This is a genomic window from Paenibacillus cellulositrophicus (assembly GCF_009363095.1).
Lineage (GTDB): Bacteria > Bacillota > Bacilli > Paenibacillales > Paenibacillaceae > Paenibacillus_AQ > Paenibacillus_AQ favisporus.
Genome location: NZ_CP045295.1, coordinates 6,341,510 through 6,365,927 on the forward strand (window position 1 = coordinate 6,341,510; position 24,418 = coordinate 6,365,927).

The 24,418-nt window shown below is 53.7% G+C and carries 27 protein-coding genes; 20 read left to right on the forward strand and 7 right to left on the reverse strand.

Annotated elements, in window-relative coordinates:
• Nucleotides 1-26: 26 nt before the first annotated feature.
• The gene (locus GCU45_RS28915; protein WP_152402396.1) at nt 27-1,031 is read left to right on the forward strand and encodes a Gfo/Idh/MocA family protein; all 1,005 of its coding nucleotides are present in this window, start codon (nt 27-29) and stop codon (nt 1,029-1,031) included.
• A 106-nt stretch (nt 1,032-1,137) separates the two neighbouring features.
• On the opposite strand, the gene GCU45_RS28920 is transcribed toward GCU45_RS28915, so the two are convergent.
• Together GCU45_RS28920 and GCU45_RS28925 are read right to left on the reverse strand one after the other, a co-directional pair.
• Nucleotides 1,138-1,707 carry a TraR/DksA C4-type zinc finger protein gene (locus GCU45_RS28920; RefSeq protein ID WP_152402398.1) on the reverse strand — a complete coding sequence of 190 codons (570 nt, stop codon included), beginning with the start codon at nt 1,705-1,707 and terminating at the stop codon, nt 1,138-1,140.
• A gap of 105 nt (nt 1,708-1,812) precedes the next feature.
• On the reverse strand, nt 1,813-2,763 hold the full coding sequence (locus GCU45_RS28925) for a cation diffusion facilitator family transporter (protein WP_152402400.1): 951 nt from the start codon (nt 2,761-2,763) through the stop codon (nt 1,813-1,815).
• Between the two features lie 268 nt (nt 2,764-3,031).
• On the opposite strand from GCU45_RS28925, the gene GCU45_RS28930 reads away from it, so the two are divergent.
• From GCU45_RS28930 to GCU45_RS28960, 7 genes are all read left to right on the forward strand, one after another.
• Nucleotides 3,032-3,409, forward strand: coding sequence for a DivIVA domain-containing protein (locus GCU45_RS28930; protein WP_152402402.1), 378 nt, complete (start codon nt 3,032-3,034; stop codon nt 3,407-3,409).
• Nucleotides 3,410-3,540: 131 nt separating this feature from the next.
• Nucleotides 3,541-4,101, forward strand: a complete 561-nt coding sequence (locus GCU45_RS28935; RefSeq protein WP_152402404.1) for an AAA family ATPase — start codon at nt 3,541-3,543, stop codon at nt 4,099-4,101.
• A gap of 196 nt (nt 4,102-4,297) precedes the next feature.
• On the forward strand, nt 4,298-4,699 hold the full coding sequence (locus GCU45_RS28940; protein WP_152402407.1) for an RDD family protein: 402 nt from the start codon (nt 4,298-4,300) through the stop codon (nt 4,697-4,699).
• Nucleotides 4,700-4,973: 274 nt separating this feature from the next.
• Nucleotides 4,974-8,153: a bifunctional cytochrome P450/NADPH--P450 reductase gene (locus GCU45_RS28945; RefSeq protein WP_152402409.1), complete on the forward strand. Its 3,180-nt coding sequence runs from the start codon at nt 4,974-4,976 to the stop codon at nt 8,151-8,153.
• A 111-nt stretch (nt 8,154-8,264) separates the two neighbouring features.
• Entirely contained in the window at nt 8,265-9,083 is an 819-nt protein-coding gene (locus tag GCU45_RS34490; RefSeq protein WP_152402411.1) for a GNAT family N-acetyltransferase, read from the forward strand.
• A gap of 75 nt (nt 9,084-9,158) precedes the next feature.
• The gene (locus tag GCU45_RS28955; protein WP_152403405.1) at nt 9,159-9,611 is read left to right on the forward strand and encodes a GNAT family N-acetyltransferase; all 453 of its coding nucleotides are present in this window, start codon (nt 9,159-9,161) and stop codon (nt 9,609-9,611) included.
• Nucleotides 9,612-9,644: 33 nt separating this feature from the next.
• Nucleotides 9,645-10,418, forward strand: coding sequence for a class I SAM-dependent methyltransferase (locus GCU45_RS28960; protein WP_152402413.1), 774 nt, complete (start codon nt 9,645-9,647; stop codon nt 10,416-10,418).
• 16 nt (nt 10,419-10,434) lie between these two features.
• On the opposite strand, the gene GCU45_RS28965 is transcribed toward GCU45_RS28960, so the two are convergent.
• Genes GCU45_RS28965 through GCU45_RS28975 form a run of 3 tightly spaced genes read right to left on the reverse strand, consistent with a single transcriptional unit; the run spans nt 10,435 to nt 14,194 of the window.
• Nucleotides 10,435-11,520 (reverse strand): GerAB/ArcD/ProY family transporter, encoded by a 1,086-nt coding sequence (locus GCU45_RS28965; RefSeq protein ID WP_152402415.1) that lies wholly within the window; start codon nt 11,518-11,520, stop codon nt 10,435-10,437.
• A 44-nt stretch (nt 11,521-11,564) separates the two neighbouring features.
• Nucleotides 11,565-12,701, reverse strand: a complete 1,137-nt coding sequence (locus GCU45_RS28970; RefSeq protein ID WP_167527260.1) for a Ger(x)C family spore germination protein — start codon at nt 12,699-12,701, stop codon at nt 11,565-11,567.
• Nucleotides 12,702-12,727: 26 nt separating this feature from the next.
• A complete protein-coding gene (locus tag GCU45_RS28975; protein ID WP_152402419.1) occupies nt 12,728-14,194 on the reverse strand; it encodes a spore germination protein in 1,467 nt (488 codons plus the stop codon).
• A gap of 153 nt (nt 14,195-14,347) precedes the next feature.
• On the opposite strand from GCU45_RS28975, the gene GCU45_RS28980 reads away from it, so the two are divergent.
• The 3 genes from GCU45_RS28980 to GCU45_RS28990 all read left to right on the forward strand — a co-directional run bounded on the left by GCU45_RS28980 (nt 14,348) and on the right by GCU45_RS28990 (nt 16,686).
• Nucleotides 14,348-15,220: a CAP domain-containing protein gene (locus GCU45_RS28980; RefSeq protein ID WP_244364321.1), complete on the forward strand. Its 873-nt coding sequence runs from the start codon at nt 14,348-14,350 to the stop codon at nt 15,218-15,220.
• A 168-nt stretch (nt 15,221-15,388) separates the two neighbouring features.
• Nucleotides 15,389-15,985 carry an AAA family ATPase gene (locus GCU45_RS28985; RefSeq protein ID WP_152402420.1) on the forward strand — a complete coding sequence of 199 codons (597 nt, stop codon included), beginning with the start codon at nt 15,389-15,391 and terminating at the stop codon, nt 15,983-15,985.
• 14 nt (nt 15,986-15,999) lie between these two features.
• Nucleotides 16,000-16,686, forward strand: coding sequence for an HAD family hydrolase (locus GCU45_RS28990; protein ID WP_152402422.1), 687 nt, complete (start codon nt 16,000-16,002; stop codon nt 16,684-16,686).
• A 50-nt stretch (nt 16,687-16,736) separates the two neighbouring features.
• Here GCU45_RS28990 and GCU45_RS28995 read toward each other — a convergent pair whose 3' ends face one another.
• On the reverse strand, nt 16,737-18,182 hold the full coding sequence (locus GCU45_RS28995) for an MFS transporter (RefSeq protein ID WP_341874531.1): 1,446 nt from the start codon (nt 18,180-18,182) through the stop codon (nt 16,737-16,739).
• Between GCU45_RS28995 and GCU45_RS29000 the strand changes: the two genes are divergently transcribed.
• The 6 genes from GCU45_RS29000 to GCU45_RS29025 all read left to right on the forward strand — a co-directional run bounded on the left by GCU45_RS29000 (nt 18,169) and on the right by GCU45_RS29025 (nt 21,431).
• Entirely contained in the window at nt 18,169-18,630 is a 462-nt protein-coding gene (locus GCU45_RS29000) for a GNAT family N-acetyltransferase (RefSeq protein ID WP_152402424.1), read from the forward strand. The two genes, GCU45_RS28995 and GCU45_RS29000, sit on opposite strands and share 14 nt — an antisense overlap.
• Before the next feature lie 146 nt (nt 18,631-18,776).
• On the forward strand, nt 18,777-19,064 hold the full coding sequence (locus GCU45_RS29005; protein ID WP_076167812.1) for a hypothetical protein: 288 nt from the start codon (nt 18,777-18,779) through the stop codon (nt 19,062-19,064).
• A 204-nt stretch (nt 19,065-19,268) separates the two neighbouring features.
• Nucleotides 19,269-20,030, forward strand: coding sequence for a DUF3891 family protein (locus GCU45_RS29010; RefSeq protein WP_152402425.1), 762 nt, complete (start codon nt 19,269-19,271; stop codon nt 20,028-20,030).
• Nucleotides 20,031-20,063: 33 nt separating this feature from the next.
• Nucleotides 20,064-20,552: an 8-oxo-dGTP diphosphatase gene (locus tag GCU45_RS29015; protein ID WP_152402427.1), complete on the forward strand. Its 489-nt coding sequence runs from the start codon at nt 20,064-20,066 to the stop codon at nt 20,550-20,552.
• 15 nt (nt 20,553-20,567) lie between these two features.
• Nucleotides 20,568-21,014, forward strand: a complete 447-nt coding sequence (locus GCU45_RS29020) for a GNAT family N-acetyltransferase (protein ID WP_145021660.1) — start codon at nt 20,568-20,570, stop codon at nt 21,012-21,014.
• Between the two features lie 111 nt (nt 21,015-21,125).
• Nucleotides 21,126-21,431 (forward strand): antibiotic biosynthesis monooxygenase family protein, encoded by a 306-nt coding sequence (locus GCU45_RS29025; RefSeq protein ID WP_152402429.1) that lies wholly within the window; start codon nt 21,126-21,128, stop codon nt 21,429-21,431.
• 70 nt (nt 21,432-21,501) lie between these two features.
• Here GCU45_RS29025 and GCU45_RS29030 read toward each other — a convergent pair whose 3' ends face one another.
• Nucleotides 21,502-21,972, reverse strand: coding sequence for a DinB family protein (locus GCU45_RS29030; RefSeq protein WP_145134765.1), 471 nt, complete (start codon nt 21,970-21,972; stop codon nt 21,502-21,504).
• Between the two features lie 188 nt (nt 21,973-22,160).
• Here GCU45_RS29030 and GCU45_RS29035 point away from each other — a divergent pair, with 188 nt between their 5' ends.
• From GCU45_RS29035 to GCU45_RS29045, 3 genes are all read left to right on the forward strand, one after another.
• Nucleotides 22,161-22,667: a GNAT family N-acetyltransferase gene (locus tag GCU45_RS29035; protein WP_152402431.1), complete on the forward strand. Its 507-nt coding sequence runs from the start codon at nt 22,161-22,163 to the stop codon at nt 22,665-22,667.
• A gap of 43 nt (nt 22,668-22,710) precedes the next feature.
• Nucleotides 22,711-23,526, forward strand: coding sequence for a class I SAM-dependent methyltransferase (locus GCU45_RS29040; protein WP_152402433.1), 816 nt, complete (start codon nt 22,711-22,713; stop codon nt 23,524-23,526).
• A 129-nt stretch (nt 23,527-23,655) separates the two neighbouring features.
• Nucleotides 23,656-24,414 (forward strand): threonine/serine exporter family protein, encoded by a 759-nt coding sequence (locus GCU45_RS29045; RefSeq protein ID WP_116231143.1) that lies wholly within the window; start codon nt 23,656-23,658, stop codon nt 24,412-24,414.
• The last annotated feature ends 4 nt before the right edge of the window (nt 24,415-24,418 follow it).

The window sequence follows — 24,418 nt, forward strand, 5'->3', positions numbered from 1 at the left end:
ACCCGGAAGGGAAGGAGGCGTAGGGGATGCAGGAAAAGCTGCGTTTTGGGGTTTTAAGCACGGCCAGTATCGCGAGAAGCGCTTTTATTCCCGGCGTCCAGAACGCCAGACGCGTCGAGATTGCGGCGGTGGCCAGCCGGGATTACGCCAAAGCCAAAGATACGGCGGAACAGTTTAATATACCGAAGGCGTATGGAACCTATGAAGAACTGCTGAAGGATCCCGATATTGATGCGGTCTATATTCCACTTCCCAACCATTTGCATAAAGAGTGGACGATCAAGGCGGCAAAAGCCGGCAAGCACGTGCTGTGCGAGAAGCCGTCTGCGCTCAGCCCCGAAGAAGCTTCCGAAATGGTCGAAGCGTGCAGGGAAGCGGGGGTGATTTTCTCCGAAGCATTTATGTACCGGTATCATCCGAAGCATCGCAGGGTCCGGGAAATCATCGAGGAAGGCGAGATCGGCCAGATCCGGGCCATTCACGGGTGCTTCACGTACAACCACATCGAAAATAAGGAGAACGTGCGGTACAAAAAAACGATGGGCGGCGGGGCCATCTATGATGTTGGCGGCTACCCGATTTCGGCGGCTCGGATGATTCTAGGCGAGGAGCCGCTGGCCGTGTCGGTTCAGGCGCTGTTTTCGGAGGAACACGATCATGTGGACGTCATGGCAACCGGTCTGGTGGAGTTTCCGAACGACGTTGGGTTGACCTTTGACTGCGGCATGTGGGCCGCGCCCCGGTGCTCGCTGGAGATCGTCGGCTCGCAAGGACGGATCGAGCTGCCGGTTGCATTTGGCTGGGAGCAGAGCGAGGAGCCGGCCCAGATTATCGTCCATGTTGGGGATCAGCGGCGGGAGGAACGCTTCGGTGTGCTGAGCCATTTCATGCTGGAGGCCGACGCTTTTGCCGCAGCGGTATTGGACGGAACACCGCTCCCTTATCCTCCGGAAGATGCGGTACGGAACATGAAGGTTGTGGAAGCGTGCCTGAAGTCAGCCGAGACGAAACAGAAGGTCTTCCTGCAGTAAGCGTTCATCTGCAAGCACCGAGGGAGGCGAGACACAAGTCACAGGACAATGAAAGCCCCGGGTTCTCTGGTGGAGATCCCGGGGCTTCGGTTCGTGTGTACCGGCTTTACATGCCTTCATCATAATCGGTGACGTCACGCTTGGCTGCCATGGCCGGCGTGTTAGACGTGCCGTACTCTTCGACGGACTCCCATGCGTCCGCATCATCAAAACGGCCGTCATAGCGCTGCCGGTTCTCGCCTGCGCCGGATGGCGGCGGAGTGATCACCTCTTCTTCGACCGGCCGGTCGCTGCTGACGTCCCGGTTCGGCGTATGCTCCACGCAATAAGCGGTGTACGGGATCGCCTGCAGACGCTCGAACGGAATGTCCCGGCCGCATTCGACGCATTGGCCGTACTCCCCGCGGTCCATGCGCCCAAGGGCGCTGTCGACCTGCTCCAGCTCATCCTGCAGCGTGTCGTTGACGGCCAGGTCCCGGCCGCGTTCGAACACCTCCGTGCCTACATCGGCGGGGTGATTATCGTAAGAGGACAGCTCGCCTGTGGAATCGGCGAGCGAGTCGCCCAGCAGGGTATTGTCCTCACCATTCGCGTGAAAGTGGTGTTCCAGCTCCTTTTTGCGTTCCAGCAGTGCTGATTTGAGTTCCTGCTGCTGATCATGGGTTAAATGACTCATGGATAAGACTCCCTTCTGACAGTAGAATAAGGTATCTGTACTCTTTCCTTACCCTAAAGGCGCGGGGAGCAATCATGCCATGTCTGTCAGCTCCAGCTGAACAGTCTAGACGGTATCCGTTCCGTCCAGAGCGCAGTGCAGATCACCGATCTCGAGCTGTAAGGTGGTATGGCCGATGCCGAATTGCTCGCGCAGCTCGGCTGCAGCCTGCTGCAGAAGTTCATCGCCATTGCAGGGCTCCGTCACCACGAGATGTGCCGTGAGCGCCGTTTCCGTGGTGCTCATGCCCCAAATGTGCAGATCATGCATGCTCTTGACCCAGGGCAGGGAAGTCAAGTAATTTCGGATGGCCGTAATGTCTGTGCCCGGAGGCACGCTGTCGAGAGCCATGTTAAGCGAATCCTTCAGCAGCCCCCAGGTGCTGATGCCGATAACAAGCACAATCAGCAGACTGACGACCGGGTCGACCCACAGCCAGCCCGTTGCGGAAATGACGATCCCTGCGATGACTACGCCGAGTGATACGCCGGCGTCCGCAGCCATATGCAGAAACGCCCCCCGGACGTTCAGATCGCCCCGGCGGCCGGAAACGAACAGCAGCGCCGTCAAGGCGTTGATGAGGATGCCGACAGCCGCCACCCAGATGACGTCCACACCGTCGACCGGCTGCGGGTGGATGAGGCGGCTGATCGCGCCCCAAGCGATGAGCGCGATCGCCGCGAGCAGGAACAGGGCGTTGAAGAGGGCGGCGAGGATAGAGGAACGGCGGTAACCGTACGTGCGCAGCTCCGTCGCTTTCTTTCGGACGAGGAGGCTGGCGACCCAGGCCAGCACGAGAGCGAGGACGTCGCTTAAATTGTGTCCGGCATCGGCTACGAGCGAAAGGGAATGGCTGATCAGGCCATAAGCTGCCTCCAAAATGACGAAGGCCGTGTTGAGCACGATACCGATCAGAAAGGCACGGTTATAATCTGCCGGTCCGTGTGCATGCGAGTGTGAATGTGAATGTTGGTGAGTGGTCGAGTGGGAATGATGGTGATGATGACCGTGTGCCATAAGCGGCTCCTCCTTTTGAATACAAAGCAAATTGCATCCATGTTTAATTAATATTAACATATGAGCATTTATTCATATAATAACATATTTCACGCTTGTGTCAATTTGTGCCATCCTTTAGGATGGCCATTTTTCTTTGGAACATTCTCCAAAAAAGCGGGGAACGGTTTTCATCCTTAGCAAGGATGTGATATAAAAAATATAGGGTGTGGGAGTAATACAGGACATCCTCCCTTTGCGGGGCTAGAGATTTGGAGGTATTCGTCAAATGGATGAACATATGCAGCGCCGATTGGATAAACAGAAGAAGCTGTTCAAGCAGCTGGGCATTCATCTGGATGCACTTTCCATCCATGAAAAGGTGTTCAGCAACAAGCTTCGGGGTTACGATCCGGAAGAGGTGGATGCCTACTTGGATGAAGTCATAAGCGATTACGAACGGTTTTATGCGATCATTTCCGATCTGATGGATAAATGGCAGGAGCAGCAAATCACGCTGCGCGACATGAAAGCAGGCTCACGGCCGGAACCGGACCGTTTTGCCATCGATCCGAAGGTGATAGAGGATATCGTATTGAAAATGGAGTACAACCTTAGACAGCTCAAAAGCAAAATCAGGCCGGATCCTGACTTTTTCGTCGATTAATCCATTACATACAGACATACTGCGAGAGCCCTTCCGAATATCATGGACAGAAATCCTGGTTCGGAGGGCTTTTTATGTTTGCGCCCTGTTGATTTCATCCAACCACGCGAAATGTAAAGGAGAGGGACCGTATGAAATTTATCCTTATATTTGGCCCGCAAGCTGTAGGCAAAATGACCGTAGGACAGGAGCTCGAAAAAATAACGGAGCTGAAACTTTTTCACAACCATATGACGATTGAGCTGGTATCGCCGTTTTTCAGCTACGGTTCGGAAGCCGGGAAACGGCTGGTTGGGTTGTTCCGGAGGGAGATCTTTGAAGAGGTTGCCAAGAGCGACCTGGCCGGCCTTATTTTCACGTTTGTATGGGCGCTGGACCAGAAGGCGGATTGGGATTATGTGGAGGAGGTCTGCGGGATTTTCGAATCCAGGGGCGCGGAAGTGTATTTCGTGGAGCTGGAGGCTGATCTAGATGAACGGCTCTCCCGCAATCTTAGTCCAAACCGGCTGCAGCATAAGCCAACGAAACGGAACACGGAGTGGTCCGAAAATGAGCTGAAGACATCGATGGAAAAATACCGGCTAAATTCATATGATGGCGAGATCAAGCGGGAGAACTATTTGAGAATCAACAATACGGATTTGAGCGCAGAAGAAGTGGCGCGCCAGATTAAGCATGAATTCGGGCTATAGTTTTTCAGTACGGCCACAAGCTGACGCAATCCAGTAAACTTTTTCTTCTCCGTGACGTTCTTTAAATATAAGCAGCATATTGCTGGAAGGGCGCATGGAAGAAACAATGGTCATGCCGTCGCATAAGTAAAGAATGTACCGCCAAAGCGCCAGAGTACTATGAATAAAACTTGGGGTACGAGAAGGAGGAGGCGGAATGAATCGGAATGCTGGTTTTTGGATCAGACTTGGGGCATCGCTGGTGGATGGGCTGCTCGTCGGCTTGCCGATCATGATTGTGGTGTGGATGATTACGGGAAAATGGGGAAACGAGGATTGGATTTCCGATACGATCAGCGGTTTGTATTCACTGCTCGTGCCTGTATTCTGGAACGGTTATACGGTGGGCAAAAGGATATGCAACATCCGGATTCGCAAGGTGAGCGATCACCAGCCCCCTGGAATCGGGACCATGCTGCTGCGGAACGTCGTTGCCGGCCTCGTGTATGGTCTTAGCTTAGGCATTTGCGTGATCATCAGTGCTTTTATGGTGGGGCTGCGTGAAGACAAACGGTCGATTCATGACTTTATTGCCGGGACGGAAGTCGTATATGACTGAACAATGTCCTGGCTGAAAAGTAACAGGAAGCACGCCGCCTTGCCGGTGAATTCCGGACCTCTGGCTGATGTGCGGGACAATCATATCATGATAGGGTAAAAGGTAGGATAGGACAGCGTTGTCAGGCGTAAGCAGCCAGCAACCGTCAAATCCTCCTTTTTTCTTATGAAATGACCGGATTACTATTTTGGTCAGTTGGTATTTTTCGAGCGGTTACCAGTCCGCTGCGCGGTCTGGATTAAAGAGAAAAAACAGGATGATGGAGGGAATAACCATGACGCAAACCATTCAGGTGCCTCAACCTAAAACCTACGGACCTTTAGGCAATCTGCCTTTGCTGGATTCCGCCGCACCGGTGCAATCGTTGGTAAAGGTCGCCGCGGAGCTCGGGCCGATCTTTCAGTTCCAATATCCCGGCGGCCGCAGGGAGCTGTATGTGTCCGGCCATGAATATGTGAAGGACGCCTGCGACGAAAAGCGTTTTGACAAAAGGATCTGGGCTCCACTGCAGAACGTTCGCGCATTTGCCGGTGACGGCCTCTTTACGAGCGCAACCGAGGAACCCAATTGGAAAAAAGCCCATAACATTCTGCTGTCCAGCTTCAGCCAGCGGGCCATGCAGGGTTATCATACGAAAATGCTGGATATCGCCATGCAGCTGATTCAAAAATGGGGAAGGCTGAACCCGGACGAAACGGTGGACGTTCCTGCCGATATGACCCGGCTGACGCTCGACACGATCGGGCTGTGCGGGTTTAGTTACCGCTTTAACAGCTTTTACCGGGAAAACAATCACCCCTTTATCGATGCGATGGTACGGGCGCTAGACGAAGGGATGAACCAGCTTCACCGGCTGGGCATCCAGGATATGTTTATGATCCGGAAGAAGCGGCAGTTTCAAGAGGATATCCAGACGATGTTTTCACTCGTCGATGAACTGATCCGAGAGCGCAAGGCGCATGGCGGGGATGAGGATGACCTGCTTGCACATATGCTGGAGGGCGTTGATGCAAATACGGGGGAGCGGCTGGATCATGAAAATATCCGCTATCAGATGATCACGTTCCTGATCGCGGGGCATGAAACGACCAGCGGTTTGCTCTCCTTTGCGATCTATTTTCTGATGAAAAACCCCGATAAGCTGAGCAAGGCCGTGGAAGAAGTGGACCGGGTTTTGAAAGATCCCGTACCGACGTATCAACAGGTAAGGGATCTGAAATATGTCCGGATGGTTCTTAGCGAGTCCCTGCGGTTATGGCCGACAGCACCGGCTTTCTCGCTGTACGCTAAAGAAGATACGATGATTGGGGGAACCTATCCGATCCAACAGGGCAACAGCGTGACGGTGCTCATTCCGGGACTTCACCGGGACGTGCGCGTCTGGGGCGATGACGTGGAGGTATTCAAACCCGAGCGGTTCGAGGATCCTAGCAAGGTTCCGCATGATGCGTATAAGCCGTTCGGCAACGGCCAGCGGGCGTGCATCGGCCAGCAGTTCGCCCTGCAGGAAGCCACACTGGTGCTGGGGTTGGTGCTGAAGTATTTTGACCTTGCGGACGCCGACCACTACGAACTCAAGGTTAAAGAGACGCTTACGCTAAAACCGGAAGGATTCCGGATCCGTGTCCGCAGCCGAAAAGGCGCATTGATCCCGGTGGGTTACGGCAGCGCCGAGACCGTGGAAGCCGCTGTCAGCGAATCCACCAAGCCGGCTTCCCTGGCTGCAAATGAACATCATACGCCGCTGCTTGTCCTGTACGGCTCCAATTTGGGCACCGCGGAAGGCATCGCCAGGGAGGTGGCTGACCGCGCGAGGTACCAGGGATTCGACAGCCAGGTCGGTCCCCTGGACGACTATGCCGGCGCGCTTCCGAAGGAGGGGGCGGTCATTATCGTAACGGCGTCCTATAACGGCCAGCCCCCTTCCAACGCCAAGTCGTTTATGGAATGGCTGGAAGCCGCCGATCCTTCCGCCATCCGGGACGTCCGTTACGCCGTATTTGGCTGCGGGGATCACAATTGGGCCAGCACGTACCAGCGGATCCCGCGCCTGATTGATGAGCAGCTGGCTGCCAAAGGGGGAAAGCGGCTCCTTCCGCGCGGGGAGAGCGATGCCAGCGGCGATTTTGAACGGGAAGTGGACGACTGGACGGAGCGCTTATGGCCGGATTTGATGCCAGCGCTGGGACTCCCGGTCTCGGACGTCCGCGACACCAAGCGGAGCACGCTGTCGCTGCGCTTTGTCCAGGGGGTGGCTGCCGTGCCGCTTGCGGAGACCTACCACGCCGTATCCGGGCGGATCGTGCGCAGCTGCAATCTTCAGCAAGCAGACAGCGGAAGGGTCACGCAGCACATTGAAATTGCGCTGCCGGAGGGTACAGCTTATCGCGAAGGGGATCATCTGGGCGTGCTCCCGGTCAATCCTGAGTCATTGGTGCGGCGGGTGCTCCGCCGATTCCAGCTGGACGGCTCGGCGCACCTGATTCTGACGGCAGACGGAAAACACAGCGCTCACCTGAAGACAGGAGTGCCGATCCGGCTGGACGAACTGCTGGCACGCAGCGTCGAGCTGCAGGAGCCGGCCACCCGTGCCCAAATTCGGGAGCTGGCATCGTACACGGTATGTCCGCCGCATGCTAAGGAACTGGAGGCCATGCTTGAGGAAGGCGCGTTCCAAACCAACATTCGGGCGAAGCGGGTTACGATGCTTGACCTGCTTGAGCATTACGAAGCCTGCGGGCTGCCGTTTGCGCGTTTTCTGGAGCTGCTGCCGGCGCTCAAGCCGAGATACTACTCCATCTCCAGCTCGCCCAAAGTCAGCCCAGGCACTGCCAGCATTACAGTCGGTGTCGTTCGGGGTGAGGCATGGAGCGGTAAGGGAGAGTACCTCGGTATCGCCTCCAACTACCTGGCCGAACAGGATCCTGGGGCCGAAGTGCTGATGTTCGTCCGATCTCCTGAATCCGGCTTTGTGCTGCCGGAGGATCCCGCCACACCGATGATCATGGTAGGGCCGGGCACAGGCGTGGCTCCGTTCAGAGGCTTTATCCAGGCTAGACGGGTCCTGCAAGCGGAAGGAAAGGTACTGGGCGAAGCTCATCTGTACTTTGGCTGCAGACATCCGGAGCATGATTACTTATACCGCGAGGAGTTTGAGCAGGCGGAAAAGGACGGCGTGGTGACGCTTCATACGGCTTTTTCCCGAGTGGAGGGCACGGATAAATGCTATGTCCAGCACCTGATGAAGCAGGACGGCGAGCTGCTGCTGAAGCTGCTCGAGGCCGGGGCTAAGCTGTACATTTGCGGCGACGGCTCCCGGATGGCACCCCAAGTAGAAGAGACGCTGATGGGCTCCTATCGGGACAAACACGGGGCGAGCCCAGAAGAAGCAGCCGGGTGGCTTGCCGGGCTCGAATCGGCAGGAAACTATGTGAAGGACGTATGGGCAGGTTGAACTCCCGGCGGTCGGATTTCGGGGCAGGCCTCATTTTACTGATTGCTTCCTTACCGTCCGCAAATATATGATGAAAGCGAAGGTAAGGACGATCAGGAAGGGGCAAACCAGGTGAATTATGAAATCAGAATCGCGAGCACGGATGAAATAGAGCTCGTTCACCAGACGATGATGCTGGCTTTTGAAGAATATCGGGGCCGGCTCCATCCGCCCTCAGGCGCTTTGTCGGAAAATACCGAAACGATCCTGAGCAAAATCAGCGAACATGGGGGCGGAGCCCTTCTGGTTTGGTCCGGTGACAAGCCTGTAGGCTCGGCGCAGTATTTCTTCCGAGAGTCCTTTTTGTACGTCGGAAGGCTATCTGTCATTCCCGAGGTCCGCGGCCGGGGATTGGGCAAGGCCATCATGAAGCATTTCGAGAAACTCGCTGCACAGCTTCGTTATTCCGAGATCCGGCTGGGAGTCAGGTTGTCGCTTCCAGAAAACCTCCGGTTCTACCGGAAGCTGGGCTATGAAATCGCTGAGGAGCATGAATATCCTGAACGAACGGATGGTTGGTACATCATGAGCAAACAAGTGCGGAGTCAACACGGTATGATCAGCAAAGACAACGCGGAGCATTACGTATGGGGGAACGATTGTGACGGATGGCGGCTGGTTGATGAAGAGACGGTTAGCATCATTCACGAAAGGATGCCTCCGGGGACAAGTGAGCAAAGGCATTATCACGCCAGAGCGGGGCAGTTTTTCTTCGTGTTGTTTGGCACACTCGATATTGAAATCGAAGGTACGGTGCATACGTTATCTGCCCATCAGGGAATGAGGGTGCAGCCGGGTGCGGTGCACCAGGTCATGAACCGATCGGCGGAGCCGGTCGAATTTATGGTCTACTCCCAGCCTAATTCGCGGGGGGACCGGACGCTTGCTTAGGATTACGAATGGAACGGCCATATTACGGACAAGTAATACACGATGAGGAGGAAGCATACGATGTCCCAAATAAGCATTACGATCCGGGAGGCGGGACTCGAGGATCTGCACGAGCTTGCCGCCATTTTTGACTTATACCGGATATTTTATGGTCAGGAAACGGACGTTGAAGGGGCAGCCGCCTTCTTGTTCGAACGAATGGAGCACCGGGAATCGGTCATCCTGATCGCCGAGGACGTGGAGCAGGGCCGGATCGCTGGGTTAACCCAGCTGTATCCGGTGTTTTCCTCCATCTCCATGAAACGGTCCTATATTTTGAACGATTTGTACGTACGGGAGCAATACCGCAATCAGGGAATCGCCCGTCTGCTGCTTGAAGCGGCCAAGCGGTACGCCAAGCTGGCCAGGGCGAAGGGGCTGTCCTTGTCCACGGCGGTAACGAATGTACGTGCCCAGCAGCTGTACGAACAAAGCGGATACGTTCGGGACGAACAGTTTATCCATTATGATTTAACAACGCTGGATTAGGATAAATCACGGGACAATAAGGAGGGATCATGAATGGGGTCGTCTACGCAGCATTTCTATGACGGTATGTCTGAATCATACCATTTGATTTACGAGGATTGGACACGTACAGTGTCCAGTCAGGGACAATTTTGGGACCGGTGGATCCGCTCCCGGCTGAATCGTCCGGGAAGCAGCAAGATCCGGCTGCTGGACGCCTCATGCGGTATCGGAACCCAAAGCTTGGGGTTAGCACGGCACGGATTTGATGTGACGGCAACCGACCTTAGTCCGGACTCCGTGGCGCGAGCGAAAAGGGAAGCGGAGGCTATGGGACTGTCGATCCAATTCGGAACAGCGGACTTCAGGACGCTCGATCAGGATGTCGCCGGTACCTTTGACGTCGTCTTCTCCGCCGACAATGCGGTGCCGCATTTGCTTACGGACGAGGATCTGCTGCACGCCTGCCGGCAGTTTTACAACAAATGCGCTCCGGGCGGGATGGTCATTATCACGATCCGCGATTACGACAACCTGGTCCAAGAGCGTCCCCGCGCTACTGAGCCCAGAATTTTTGATGATGGAAAGAGAATTGTGTTCCAGGTGTGGGATTGGTCGGAAGATGGATCGACATATACCACCCGGCAGTTTATACTGCAGGATCACTTAGAGTCTTGGAAGACGGAGAGCTATGCAGCCGTGTACCGGGCAGTTCAGCGAAGCGAGCTGAGCAACTTTTTGCAGCAGGCTGGATTCCAGTGTGTTGAGTGGGTCATGCCCGAGCAGTCCGGTTTTTATCAGCCAATCGTAACGGCAGCCAAAATCTAAATAGAGCGGGTTGATTTCAGTGTTCCGCTAATTTTCTCTTCATGACGGTCATCATCCACAGAATCAGCGGAATGGAGATCGCGCAGACCGGGATGACAATCCGCTCCCACAGCTTCTGAAGCACGATAATGGTCTCTTCATTCGGAATCAGGAGCGCGATGATGAAGATGGCCGGTGCACAAAACCACAGAAGTTTTTTCCAATTTTTCACTTGAAGCCACTGGGCCATCTCATAGCTCGTAATAAACAAGTAAAGGGAGATCTTGGCGAAGACGCCAAAAATCCAAATGAAAATCACGAGTACATCGACATTTTGAATAAAGTTCAGGATGTTTATGCTGCGTACCAGCATAAAGTAAGAGAATCTCAGCTCCATTCCAACGTAGGGGCCGAACACGAGCAGCACCATGACCGTCGCCAACATTACCATGATGGCGGTGAATGCGATGCTCGACAGTGTTTTGACATATATTTTTTTATTGCTGGATATAAACGCGAGAAGAACCAGCAGCATAAACGATTCGCCGAAAAAAGAAGCGGGCGACAGCGACGCCTTGAACACCTCTTGCCAGCTTGTATCGCTGGCGATCGGCAGGATGTGATGAAGCTTCGTGTTCGTGATGTTCAGCAAAAAGGTGAGTATCAGCGCAATGAACGTCACGGGTCCGGCCAGTTCGCAAAATCGGCCGATGCCGGTAATCCCGCTGAAGCCGGTCAGATAAACGGCCAAAGCCATTATCATGACCATGAGAATCCAGATGGGAGTCCGGTCCAGAATCGTCAGATGGATAAAATCCGCGAAGGAGCGGAGCACATCCCCGGATAACAGGAGCCAGGCAACGAAATAGGGAAGGATCACGATTCTTCCGATCCAGCCGCCAAGCAGCTTACGGCTGAACTGCGTTAAGGTTTCTCCTGGATGAAGCAGGCTGACATGCATGACCAGATACGTGATGGCCAGCCCGATCGCTCCCGCAATGATCATAGACATCCACGCGTCCTGCTTGGCTGTTTCGATGGCAGGCGATACTCTCAACCAGACGGCCATGACGACTTCCACCGTGCTTAAGGTCCAAAAGATTTGCGATCCGGTCAGCTTCATCGCTTCTCCTCCTTTCCGATGTGATTCCCCTGATTATTGATGATCTACAGCGAAGAATTGGTTTGACCCGGATCCCTGTACCGGAGATGAACCGATACAGTGATCGGCAGTTCGGGGAACGTTTCGTGCCAATGAGGCTTGAGCGTTTTCCATACCTCCGGATGCTGCCTGTGCACATGTTCCCCAATTCCAAATATATCGATCTTATATTGGTGCTGCGCTTTATCCACCAGTTTGCGAACCTTCTCCTCCGCTTCCTGGCTCAGCCTGGTCTGAATTGTTTTGAGATCATCGTCCTTGGAAGGATCGAGTGGCGAATTGTTTTCGACAATGCTGCCGGTGCCGTGCAGCGATATGTAAATCTGCGGCTTGTTTTTAACCATTTTTATGTGTGTGCGGTGCTTTAGGGATTGAACGGCTAAGCTGATCATCTTGTTCTCCTTTCCGATTTGGGTGGTGAACGTGAGTTTTTTTTGCTTACCCATCATCCAGTTATCGTACATCGATTCCTCCGGATCGAGGAAACCGACGAGCTTCAGACCATGATCTTTATTCAGGATGGCCGAGCCAGTGTATACGTAACCTCTGGCAGGATCCGCTGTGATGGCAGGCACAATCGGCTGGGTTCCTTCGCTGTAGGCATCGCATAATAACATCCGGAAGTAGTAGGGCTTCATGCCAAGGGCATTTTGCTGACTGCCAAGTGTCGTACTGATGAATGGATCAAATGTAGGCTCGGCTTTGATCACTTCTTTCGCCGTTCCACCCTTAACAACGAGTACGACGGAACGTATTTCCGATTTCGGGTTGCGGACGACCATGTCGAGATACCTATCCACCCCCTCTTCGGCCATATGCTGACCGATCAGAATCGTTTGCCGATGAGCATAAAACAAGGAGCGCGACAGCTCAGCCTGCATATGCTGCCCGGCATCCATAAAATCCTTTCCCTTCGCACTCACGACCGTAAATGTGTTTTTCTTGCCCGCACCCGTCACCTGGCTGCTGCCCAAACCCGCGGGTACGGCGATTTCGGAACTGATTTCCAGCTCTTTGTCCTCAGTCATGTCGATTCCGACGCCAATAATAAAAGCACGCTGGTTAGGTTCCTTCAGGTTCCAGCAGCCGGTAGACGAAGCTGACAGAAGCATTAAGCAGAAAATAAGCAGGATTTTTTTCATAGTTCCTTCCGCCTTATCCATCAAGTTCAAGATTTATCTGCACGTTGTCTCGGCCAACGTAAAAATACATTTTTCACCTTGCTTTTCCTGGTTGGAGCAACGGGCTGAAGATACGGCGTCCCTAACGGACTGAGGTGAATCAGATGGGACAAGATGGCGATCATGCCGATCGCCGTGCCGAAAAGTCCAAAAATTCCGGATAATACGAGCAGCGGGAAGCGCAGCATCCGCATCGGGTAGCCGAACCGGTAACGGGGGATCACAAACGACGATATGCCGGCAGCGGATACGACGATGACGATCGGCGCCGAGATGATCCCGGCCTGTACCGCAGCCTGTCCAATAACCAGGGCACCGACGATGCTGACGAGCGGGCCGATTTGCTGGGGTAACCGAATCCCGGCCTCCCGCAGCCCTTCAAACATAAATTCCATAATAAATACTTCGATGACGGTTGGAAATGGAGCCTGTTCCCTGAGTCCCGTAATGCTTAGCATCAGCTTGGGCGGGACCATTTCCGGATGAAAAGTGGTCAGTGCAATATAAACCGACGGAAACAGGATGGCAAACAGGGCAAACAAATATCGGATCCACCGATTCATAGTGACATACATAAACCGTTCGTAATAATCGTCAGGGGCTTGCAGGCCATCCCAGAACGTCATCGGCACGATCAGAGCGATTGGCGACCCGCTCACCAAGATCCCCACCCGTCCTTCCATCAGTCCGGAGGATACGACATCCGGCCGTTCGCTGCTCAGCATTTGCGGAAAAGGGGAGAAGTTGGTGTCCTCAATGGATTCTTCGATGTAGCCTGATTCCAGCACGCCTTGAAGATCGATCTGCTGAACCCTTGAGCGAATTTCATCCAGCATCGAAGCGGACACAATTCCTTCAATATAGGCAAGTACAACCTCGGTTTGAGTCAGTTTACCGATGTGAAAGGATTCCATCTTCAGGTTTGGCGTAACGATGATTCTGCGCAGCATCGATGTGTTCGTCCGCAGCGTTTCGGTGAAGCTCTCCCGCGTTCCGCGCAGGGATGCTTCCGTAGACGGTTCCTCGATCGATCTTGCTTCAAATTGTGAGACATTAGTTAGAAGGACAGAGGCTTCTCCGTCCGCCAGAATGGCCAAGTTACCTTTTAAAATATCATCTGCCGCATCGTGGAACGTGTTGACCTTCTTCGTTTGCAGTACTGCGAACAGCTGCTGATCACACATTTGCGCAATGCTGTCAATGGGACCGATCCCCTGAGGGATGCCTTCGTACATTAAAGGCTTAAGGATGACGGACTGGATGATATCCTTGTCAATCATGCCGTCCACGTAAATGAGCAGCAGCTTGGTATCTCCTTGCAGGGTAACATCACGGAATATGACGTCCGAGCAGCGCTCGAACATTGTTTTTAGCGTGTGTTCATTGTTGACCAAATGGGGGCTGAGCCGCAGATTCGGATCGATGCTGGTTGATCTCTGGCTGGTTGCATTCATGACATGTTCTTCTCCGCTGGGATAATCACTAATTTTTAGATACTATACCCAAACACCCGATAAGCATACTTTGGCGGTATAAATCCTCCTTGTTGCGGAAAAATTAAGTCGGTATCTTACATTCAACTGTATTAGGGAGGCAGCACTCGTCATATGAAAAAAATCGTTATGATCGCCGTTCTGATATTGATTACAGGCTGTGCGGATCACGGCGCTTCAACGGCGCGCCAGCAGGTGACCACCAAGCAGACAAACCGTGCAAGCCAAATCCATCAAGCGGCTCCGACCCGAAAAATCGTCACTTCAGCCTCATCAACGTCTACGGACAGAGCGGGTAAATCCCATTTGACGGTCAAACAAGTCAATCAAAATGACCTGACCTCGGATTTGCTTAATTTGATTCAGCAGCCAGGGGCGGTACCCGGAACTTCACCGCAGCAGCCTGCGGGAACGCCATCCGGGACGCGGACCGGAGCTCCAACCACCCCAGGGGGAACTCCAACGGGAACGCCAACCGGTACGCCAGCGGGAACACCAACGGGAACGCCGGCCAATCAGGCCCCTGCGGGTACCCCCAAAAACCAGGCTCCTTCCGCAGGAACCGGGAACCAGGCTCCTTCGGGTACAAACAATCAGCAGACCTCTGCGAGTGGCGATGCCTCAGCATATGCTCAACAAGTGCTCGATCTGGTGAATCAGGAACGCTCCAAAGCAGGTTTGGGTGCACTCAGCATGGATTCCAAACTGTCCAACATGGCAATGGCCAAAGCCAAAGACATGTATGACAACAAGTATTTTGACCATAACTCCCCGACTCACGGATCTCCCTTCGACATGATGAAGGAATACGGGATTACGTACAACTCGGCTGGAGAGAATATCGCCAACGGGCAGACCTCCCCTCAGCAGGTGATGCAGGACTGGATGAACAGCCCGGGACACAAAGCCAACATCCTGAACAAAAGCTACACCCATATCGGGATCGCCTTTTACAATAACGAGTGGGTGCAGGAATTTACAGGATGAGCAGTGCAGCATAGTGCAGTGCACCACAGCTCTTCAGGATAATCCGAGGATGCTGCGGCATAGGGTATGGGAAAAACCGGCGGGGCGCTCCGCCGGTTTTTTTGGTGTATAATGGAACGGGTGTGAGAAGCAAATTTCCAAAATATCGTCAAAGTTGAGGGATGATGGATGATCCTATGGATAAACGGCGCGTTTGGCGCAGGAAAAACGCAGACCGCCTTCGAGCTTCACCGCCGGATACCGCATTCTTTCGTGTACGATCCAGAGAATGCAGGGTATTTTATCCGCAAAAATATTCCGCCCAGCATCAAAAAGCCCGATTTTCAGGAATATCCGTTATGGCGGGAATTCAACTATGCCATGCTGAAGCACATCGCTTGTGAATACGACGGAGTCATCATCGCTCCAATGACCGTGGTCGATCCGGTATATTTTGAAGAAATCGTCGGCCGGCTGCGCGCGGACGGCATGACCGTGAAGCATTTTGCGTTATGCGCTCCGCGCGAAGTCATACTGCAGCGCTTGAAAAGCCGGGGGGAACGATCAAACTCATGGGGCGCTCAGCAGGCCGAACGCTGTATTGAAGGTCTATCCCAAGACATATTCCGGGAGCATATCGATACCGTTGATCTGTCGGTAAGCCAGGTAGCGGAGCAGATTGCGGACATGGCCCATATTCCCCTGCTGCCCGATCACAGGGGTGCGGTGCGGAAGAAATTCGACCAAATCAAAACCCAGTTGGATCATTTCCGTTTTTTTAACTAGGGGGAGTAGAGGTTATGGAAGCCGTTCTGTTCGACTTGGATAATACGCTGGTAAACCGTAAACAGGCGTTTGAGCAGTTTTCGCGAAAATTTATCGACAGGTTTGCCGCCGCGCACAACCCTGAGCATCGCCTGAGGCTGGTGGAACAGCTGCGTGCCGCAGACCGGAATGGCTATCGGGAAAAAAGGGAGCTGTATGAGGAAATGAGGCGGACACTGCCAATGAGGGAGGAGGGGACCACCGCAGAAGACCTGCTCGCTTATTGGTTCGCTGAGTTTCCCTCCTGCACCGTAGCGATGGACGGAGCGGAACTGGTGCTGCGGGAACTGAAAAGCAGGGGAGTCCGGATCGGGTGCGTCACGAACGGCTCGGCGAGAACCCAGTATGCCAAGCTTGACCAGGTGCAGTTCAGAGGCTATTTCGATGCGGTTATCGTTTCGGAAGAGGCGGGGGTCAAGAAGCCGGACCGGCGAATTTACGAAATGGCGCTGAGCAGGCTGCAGGCCCGTCCGGAGAATTGCTGGTTTGTGGGTGACCATCCCGAAAAGGACGCGCAGGGCGCCGCTGCAGCAGGTCTGCGTCCCGTACTGCTGCTCACTACGCCTGCTGAATCGGGTCCGCTACTGCCGGAAGGGACGCTGACTATAAACAAACTGCAGGAGATCCTTCCGCTATGCACCGGCCCATTCTTGCGGTTTTGAGCGGACGGTGATGCAGCTGGAAGGTTCCTGCAGGAAGTGGTGCATGGCATTTAGGCTGGAGCGTTCTGGTTAGCCGCCTGCGGAGAAGCGGATTTTTGTTTGCGCTCGTTAAACATAAAGTAATAGATGGCCGATGCGCTGATGTATAGGATTCCGGTCATGCTGAAAGTCAGCGCATAGCCCCAGTACGTCCCGTATGCGGTAAGCAAATGGGACTGGACAGGTCCCATTGTAGCCCAGCCGAGCATAAACGCGGTTTGTGTCATCGAGTTGGCGATCCCTCTGCGGGCATCGGATACCCGGTCAACCGTGATCGAGGACTGGATGGGATTGGCCGCATTCATCAGTGCCTGCCTGAAGAGGAAGCTGAAGCAAGCGACTGCGAACAGGTTGGTGAAACCGGTCAGCAGCAAAAAAGGCAGGGACATCATCTGAAACAGCACTACGGCCTTGACCGGTCCGACGCGGCTTGCCAGCGACGGGCCAATCAGCATCGAAACGATAGTCATCACCTGGCCGAGTGAAATCAGGATGCCGACGGCCGTAAGGGATACGGCAAAGCGGTTTGTAAAGTACAGATTGAGATAAGGCACAACCAGTCCCGAGCCAAGGCCGACAATCAGCTGGGCCAGCGTAAATTTGGCGATGGCGCTCCAGTCCTCCCGCGCTGAAGATGGGAGCGGATGGGACTGGGCAGGCCCGGGCGGAGCGGCCGAAGCGTCTTTTTGGACAGCCGGCTTCTGCCGGACCAGCAGCAAGGGCACAAAGGCAAGCACGCTCGCCGCTCCCCCTGTGAACAGCACAGCCTGCAGGCTCTGAATTTTGCTCCAGCCGGCGGACTGGAGCACATCGGCCAGGTAACCGCCGCCACTGCTGCCGATGACCTGGGCGGCCAGCACGAGGGAGAAGTGGTAGCTGAACAGTTTCAGCCGCTGTTTCTTGTCCGAATTCCCAGCCAGAAACGGGACGGCGATCACCTGAAAGAAGGCCGCAAACAGGCCGGCGGCAGCGGACAGGACGATCAGGGCGGATTCACCGCTGGCCAGCGACCTGCCCATGAAGCTCAGACCCGTAAACAATGCGCCGGTCATTAAGAGCAGCTTATGACTAGTACGGTCCCCCAGCAGTCCGATCGGTATGAAAATAAGCGCCGTCGCAAACGACTGGACGCTCACCAAGGTGCCGTTCATCGTATCGGGGTAACCCAGCGTTTGCACGTAAAGATTGTAAAGCACCGAGAACATGCCAGTCCCGATCTGATACAGCAAATTGGCAAGAAAAAAGAGCCGGATATTCCGGTTGAGGCGATTCCATTCTGACGAGACCTGATGCAGTAACCGCATGGTTTGATTAATCCTCCGTCCTGATGCATTAGCTTCTCTACTGTAGCAAGCGGCCCCCAGGGTGGAAAGGAAAACTTTACATATGGCATATGCCAAATCAGAAGCTTGGCTCATGAGAACGAAAGAGGTGATTTGCAAGATGGAAATAACCATTCAACCGTGGGAAATCGGCGAGGATATTCCCTATGATCTGCTGCTGCTAGCTGATCCATCCAAAGAGATGGTTGAGGATTACGTCGCCAGGGGCAGGGGGTATGGAGCTTACCTGAACGGCGAATTGGCGGGAGAGTATGTGCTGATCGATACGCATCCGAAAACGGTTGAAATCGTCAATATTGCGGTGCGGGAAGACCTGCAGGGCAAAGGGATCGGCAAAATGTTGGTCGAAAACGCGGTCGAAGAAGCCAGGAGGCAGGGAGCGCATGCGGTGGAAATCGGCACAGCCAACTCCAGCTTTCCTCAATTGAAACTCTATCAACGCTGCGGTTTCCGGATCGTGGGCGTGGACCCGGGCTTTTTTATAAGACACTACCAGGAAGTATTCTATGAAGACGGAATCCAAGTGCAGGATATGGTCCGGCTCCGTCTGGATTTGATATAAAGAATAGACCTGCAGAAAGCGGTCAGAATCGTCAATGCAGGGCTGGGCGTCTATTAAAATGTGTTTCAATCTAGCGGCAAGTATCGTTGCATTGATAGATTTCAGGCATAGGATAATCTATCAAATGGTAAAGGAGGTCATGTCACATGGCTATTTTGTTACCAGAGCAGTTTTACTCGCTAGCCGCTGGTGTCGGCAAGTCGTTCTATGAGAATCTTGCCGGCGGAATCAATGCTGCGGTCACGGTGAATAATACGTCGGCTTTTCCGGTTGACCTTGTCATCACCCGCGTCAACGCCCCTGTTGTCACTTATACGATCCCGGCGGCAAACAGCTTGACGCTGTCAGTGGAACGTCTGCTTGTCGCCGCTCTGCTGGCTTCAGCTGCCGGTCCGGTGTTCGGTACGATTCAAATCGCTACCTCTGATTTCTAATTGGCAATACCAACATCTGCACCAGCTCTTCCCCTTCCCCATGTGATATTGAGCCTCCAGCCGGAATGTTCCGGTTGGAGGTTTTTTTCTGCTGGTGGTGCAAGGCCGGGGAAGGTTGTCGATCCACAAGTGAATTTTTGCTGGGAAAATGGGCTGAAAAAAGTTAATATTAGGTAAAACATCAACCGATGGAGGGTGAATGTGATGATTGTCCGAGAACAACCGGAAGACTTCGTTCTGATTCGCCAGCATGATCATGCCAAGTTATCAGGACAGATCGCAGAGCATTTGTTGCCGGAGTGGATGCCGCCAGGATCAGACCGTGAAGCTGCGGTGCTGGCCATTACCCAGCATGATCGCGGCTGGAGATATTTGGACGAGAATCCGTTATGGGATTCAGAAAGCAGCAGCCCGTTTTCCTTTATCAACTATCCGCTTGAGCCCAAGCTGTCTTCGTACCGAGCCGGCCTGGATGAGGCGGAAGCGATGGATCCGTATGCAGGTCTGCTCTGCAGCATGCACTATGCGTCGTTCCAGCAGATCCGTTATGCGGAAGAACCGGAAGCCGCCCGGTTTTACAAGGAAGAGCTCCATCGGCAGGAACGGATTCAAAGTCAGCTCAGCGGATTGGACGCCAGCCGGGTGGAGCGCCATTTTAACCTGCTGAAGCTGTGCGACAGCCTGTCGCTGTACGTATGTCTCAATGAGCCAGGAGTGTCCGAAGATGAGGAGCATCCATGGTACCGTGAAGGGATCGAGACAGAGATCGCCGGGCTCAAGCATTTGCAGGGCCGATGGGTGGACGAAGGCTGCGTGGCGGTCAGCCTGCCCTTGTTCCGATCGGAGTTTACCGGGTCGATTACGCTAAAGCGGGTATCGAGACAAGCTATTGAGGAAAAGGGTTTGGGTGCAGCGTACGACATGGCCCCGGAAATCACGCAGGATGTTATATTCCGGAATAAATGAGGAAGAGAACATAGAAAAAAGGGAGTGCAAGGAATGGAGATTACCAAAACCGCAGCCGTGGAGGTCGCGCTGTATACGATGTGTCTCGTACGGGACGGCGACCGAGTTCTGCTTCTGAATCGTCCGGATGACCGCGGTTTTCCCGGATATATCGGCCCCGGCGGCAAGGTGGAGTTCCCCGAGAGTCTTTCGGACGGGGCGATCCGCGAGGTATGGGAGGAGACCGGGCTACGGGTAAAGGACCTGGAGTTTAAAGGAATTGACGAATTTGCCGATCCGGCCAAAAATTACCGCTACATGGTGTTCAATTATGTCGCCAATGATTACGAGGGAGAACTCCTCGCCGATCCGCCGGAAGGCGAGCTCCGTTGGGTAACGATCGAAGATGCGCTGGAGCTGCCAATGCAGCCGTGGTTCCGCAAGAGATTTCCGCTCTTCTTCGAGGAGGGAATCTTTGAAATCCATGATGTGTGGGATCAGGAAAAACAGATCACGATCGCGGAATCCGTCAAGAAGCTGTAGATAGGAGGTGGCTGTATGGATCCTGTATATTTAAAACCCGTTACCGACGATATCCGCCAGCAGTGCATCGAGCTTCGTCCCAGGGATGACCAGTTGAGATTTGTGGCTTCAAATCTAAATTCATTGCAAAAGGCGGCCGAGGAGAAAACCTGCTATCCCTACGCGATTTATGCAGATGATATTATGGTAGGATTTGCGCTGTTCGATGAGGAGCCGTATCCGGAAGACGGCTGCTTCTGGATCGTCAGGTTTATGATCGACCGGAATTATCAAGGCAGAGGTTACGGCAAAGCGGGATTATCCGCCGTCCTTCGCAAGCAAAAAGAGCATCCGGCCTGTACTGTTATCAGAATCTCGCATGTTCCCGACAATACAGCCGCAAACCGACTGTACAAAGGGCTGGGTTTTAAAGAGACCGGTCAATTCATAAATGGGGAGCTTGTGCTTGACCTCGAAGTATAGGCGTGTCTCAGGACGCGTGGTGAAGTTGGCAAAGAGCAGTCTTTATTTGATCCGTTTGGAGCTGACGCAACATCTCTATTTCAACCATATGATCAGTCAGGAGGAAATGATATGATTCTGGAAGCCGCGATGCTGCAGGTGAAGCCGGGGCAGGGCGAAGCATTTGAGCAAGCCTTCCGGGAGGCTTCGGGTATTATATCTTCCATGAAAGGGTACATCGGGCATGAGCTTCAGCGCTGTATGGAGGTTCCAAACAAATACCTCCTCCTCGTGAAGTGGGTAACCCTTGAGGACCATACGGATGGATTCAGGCAGTCCGAATCTTATGCTCGGTGGAAAGGGCTGCTGCATCACTATTACGACCCTTTCCCGGTCGTTGAACATTTTGAGAAAGTAACCTTACCGGGCACATCCTGAAGGGATACTCCTAGAACGTGACGGGAGAAGCCCCATGTTCCAACGCGGCAGCTGAATGAAAAGTTATGTATTACTCAAATAAAGAAACGCGCGGGTCATGTCCCAAATCATGCACAAGCATGGAATGAAGCTGACCCCGGTGATGGTATAAATGCGCCAAAATTTCCAGCAGCCAGCCGAACCGAGTATATGATGCCCCCCAATAGGAGGAAACCTCTTCCTGAAGCTGGGCTTCCGTCAGCGAGCCGTATTTTTGAACAAGGGATTCATAGTTATCTTGAAAGGCTTGGCGGATGCGCGCGCTCGTCGAATACGATGTCCTGCTGTAAAATGCAGCCATCTCTTCCTGAGAGACGCCTTCCGAAATGATCGAATCGGCGAGCGGCAGCATGGCGAGATGCTCCAGCAGCTCGCCTACGGAAAATTTGCCGGGGGTCGGCCGTTTCGGCAGATCGCATTCATCCAGACCGTCCATGATCTCGAGAATGGAACGGATTGCCACATTTATATGATGCAGCGCGCTTTGGCAGCAGGGATTCATGGTTTATCTCCTCCAATATTACAGGTAGTATGTACATAGCGAAGATCGAAGAATTCCGAACGAGAACATTTGTTCTTGTTTTTTATTATAATGGCAAGTCAGACGGTGATCAAGTTTTTTCGAGGCTGATCAACGCTAGTGAGAATGGATGCATTGGAATGTGTACTATGCGAAAGGAGATTTTCCGTATGAGCATCAGACAGGCTGCTTATGATGATTACCCGGTGCTGGCAAAGGTCCATGTGGAAAGCTGGAAAACGACCTACAGAGGCATAATCGCAGACGCCTATCTGGATCAGCTGACGGTGGAGAGCCGGATGGAGCGGTGGAAGCAGCTTCTAAGCCGGGGGGATAAGGACTTGTGGACATTCGTTTCCGAGGATGAAGCCGGACGGGTGTCCGGGTTTATACAAGGGGGAAAATCCCGGGAGGAAGAGGCCGGGTATGATGCGGAAATCTACGCCTTGTATTTGCTTCAGGAACATCAGGGAAAGGGACACGGGAGATTGCTGGTGAACACGCTGATTCAAGCCTTCCGGGAGAACGGCTTCGGTTCCATGTACGTGTGGGTGCTCAAGGATAATCCGGCGCGTCAATTTTATATAAAAATGGGTGGAAGTCCTGTCTCTGAAAAAATGCTGGATATTGCCGGCCAGGCCGTTCTGGAAACCGGTTTGGCTTGGGATAAGCTCTGAAATAGGAAGGACGGGAATTCGTCTATGGAAAGGAAGCGGAAAGATGGGCAGCATAATCGATTACTATAATCAGTTTGATGAATGGGGGAGACTGGAACGGGAGCCGGTCGAATTTATGGTCAACCTCCATTTCATCAAACGGTATTTGAAGCCGGGAACACATGTCCTCGACAACGGGGCGGGGCCGGGCAAATATGCGGTTGCGCTGGCGCAGGAAGGGTATGACGTGACCTTGACCGACCTGTCTCCGCGCCTCGTCGGCCTCTCGGCCGGCAAGGTGAAGGAATGCAAGCTGGAGGAACGGTTCCAGGGGATCCACGTGGCCGATGCAAGAGATCTTGGAAGATTTGAAGACGGGAGGTTTGACGCTGTTTTGATGCTTGGGCCGCTGTACCATCTTCAGCAGGAGGAAGACCGGAACCAGGCGGCGCGGGAGCTTTTCCGGGTGGTCAAACCCGGCGGACATGTATTTGTCGCCTTTATGTCCCGGACGAGGCATTTAATAAATTCGCTGCTGCATCCGCAGTCCTGGAAGCCGAATGATACGATGGACGGCATTGATGAGTTTATGAGAACGGGTGTATTCAACCACAGCGATGATGGCCGGTTTACGGGAGCATATTATTTTCCGATCGAGGAGATCCGTCCCTTCATGGAGCAGCACGGCTTCAACAGCGTGAAGTTGATCGCATCCGGCAGCGTGGTGCAGTCTATGAACGAGGAACAGTGGGCATACTGGCGGGGTCGCGGTCCAGAGCAATATCAGCGGTTTCTGAACCGTGTCATGGAGGCTGCAGAAGACCCATATATCCTAGGTGCTTCCTCTCATCTGCTGTATATCGGAGTCAAGCCACAATAACCGAAGGTTACTTCTTACTCCGGAGGATTCCGCTCTATGACGGGGAAGTGACGCTTGTTCGTGTTTTTGTCCGGCAAACCGTTTATACTGTAACTAACATAGGGTTTTGCGCATACGGGAGGAAGAGCTTTGGAAGACTTGGTGCAGAGGGAGCACGAAATCATGAAGGTATGCCTGCTGGCCGGGCAAATCATGCTGCAGAGCGGAGCGGAAACGTACCGGGTGGAAGATACCATGGTACGGATTGCCGCTTCTTTTGGCGTGGATAAAACGCATAGCTACATGACCCCTACGGGACTCATTTTTTCTATGGAGGATCCGCAGCCGATCACGAGGCTGAACCGGATTTCGGACCGGACGACGAATTTGCATAAAATCGACCGCGTGAACAGCGTATCCCGCCGCATCAGCAAAGGGGAGCTGACCATCGCTGAAGCGCGCCGGGAGCTGGAAAACATCCAGCGGACAGGCGATATTTACCCGCTGTGGCTGCGGTTGCTGATGGCGGCGCTGGCCAGCGGCTGTTTCCTGATCATGTTCCGCGGCATCTGGCCCGATTTCCTGCCCGCGGCTGTGGCCGGAGGTCTCGGATATTACTGCACGCTGATGCTGCAGCGGATGATTCCGGTCAAGTTCTTCGCCGAGTTTTCGGGAGCGCTGGCGATCGGCCTCTGCTCGATCCTGTTCGTCAAATTCGGCTTCGGGCGGGACCTGGACATTATCGTCATCAGCTCGGTTATGCCGCTCGTACCGGGGCTGCTGATTACCAACGCGATCCGCGACTTGATGGCAGGCCACCTGGTTTCCGGCTTGTCGAAGGGGGCCGAGGCGTTCATCACCTCTTTTGCGATCGGGGCGGGCATCGCGTTTATGCTGTCATTTCAATGAGGAG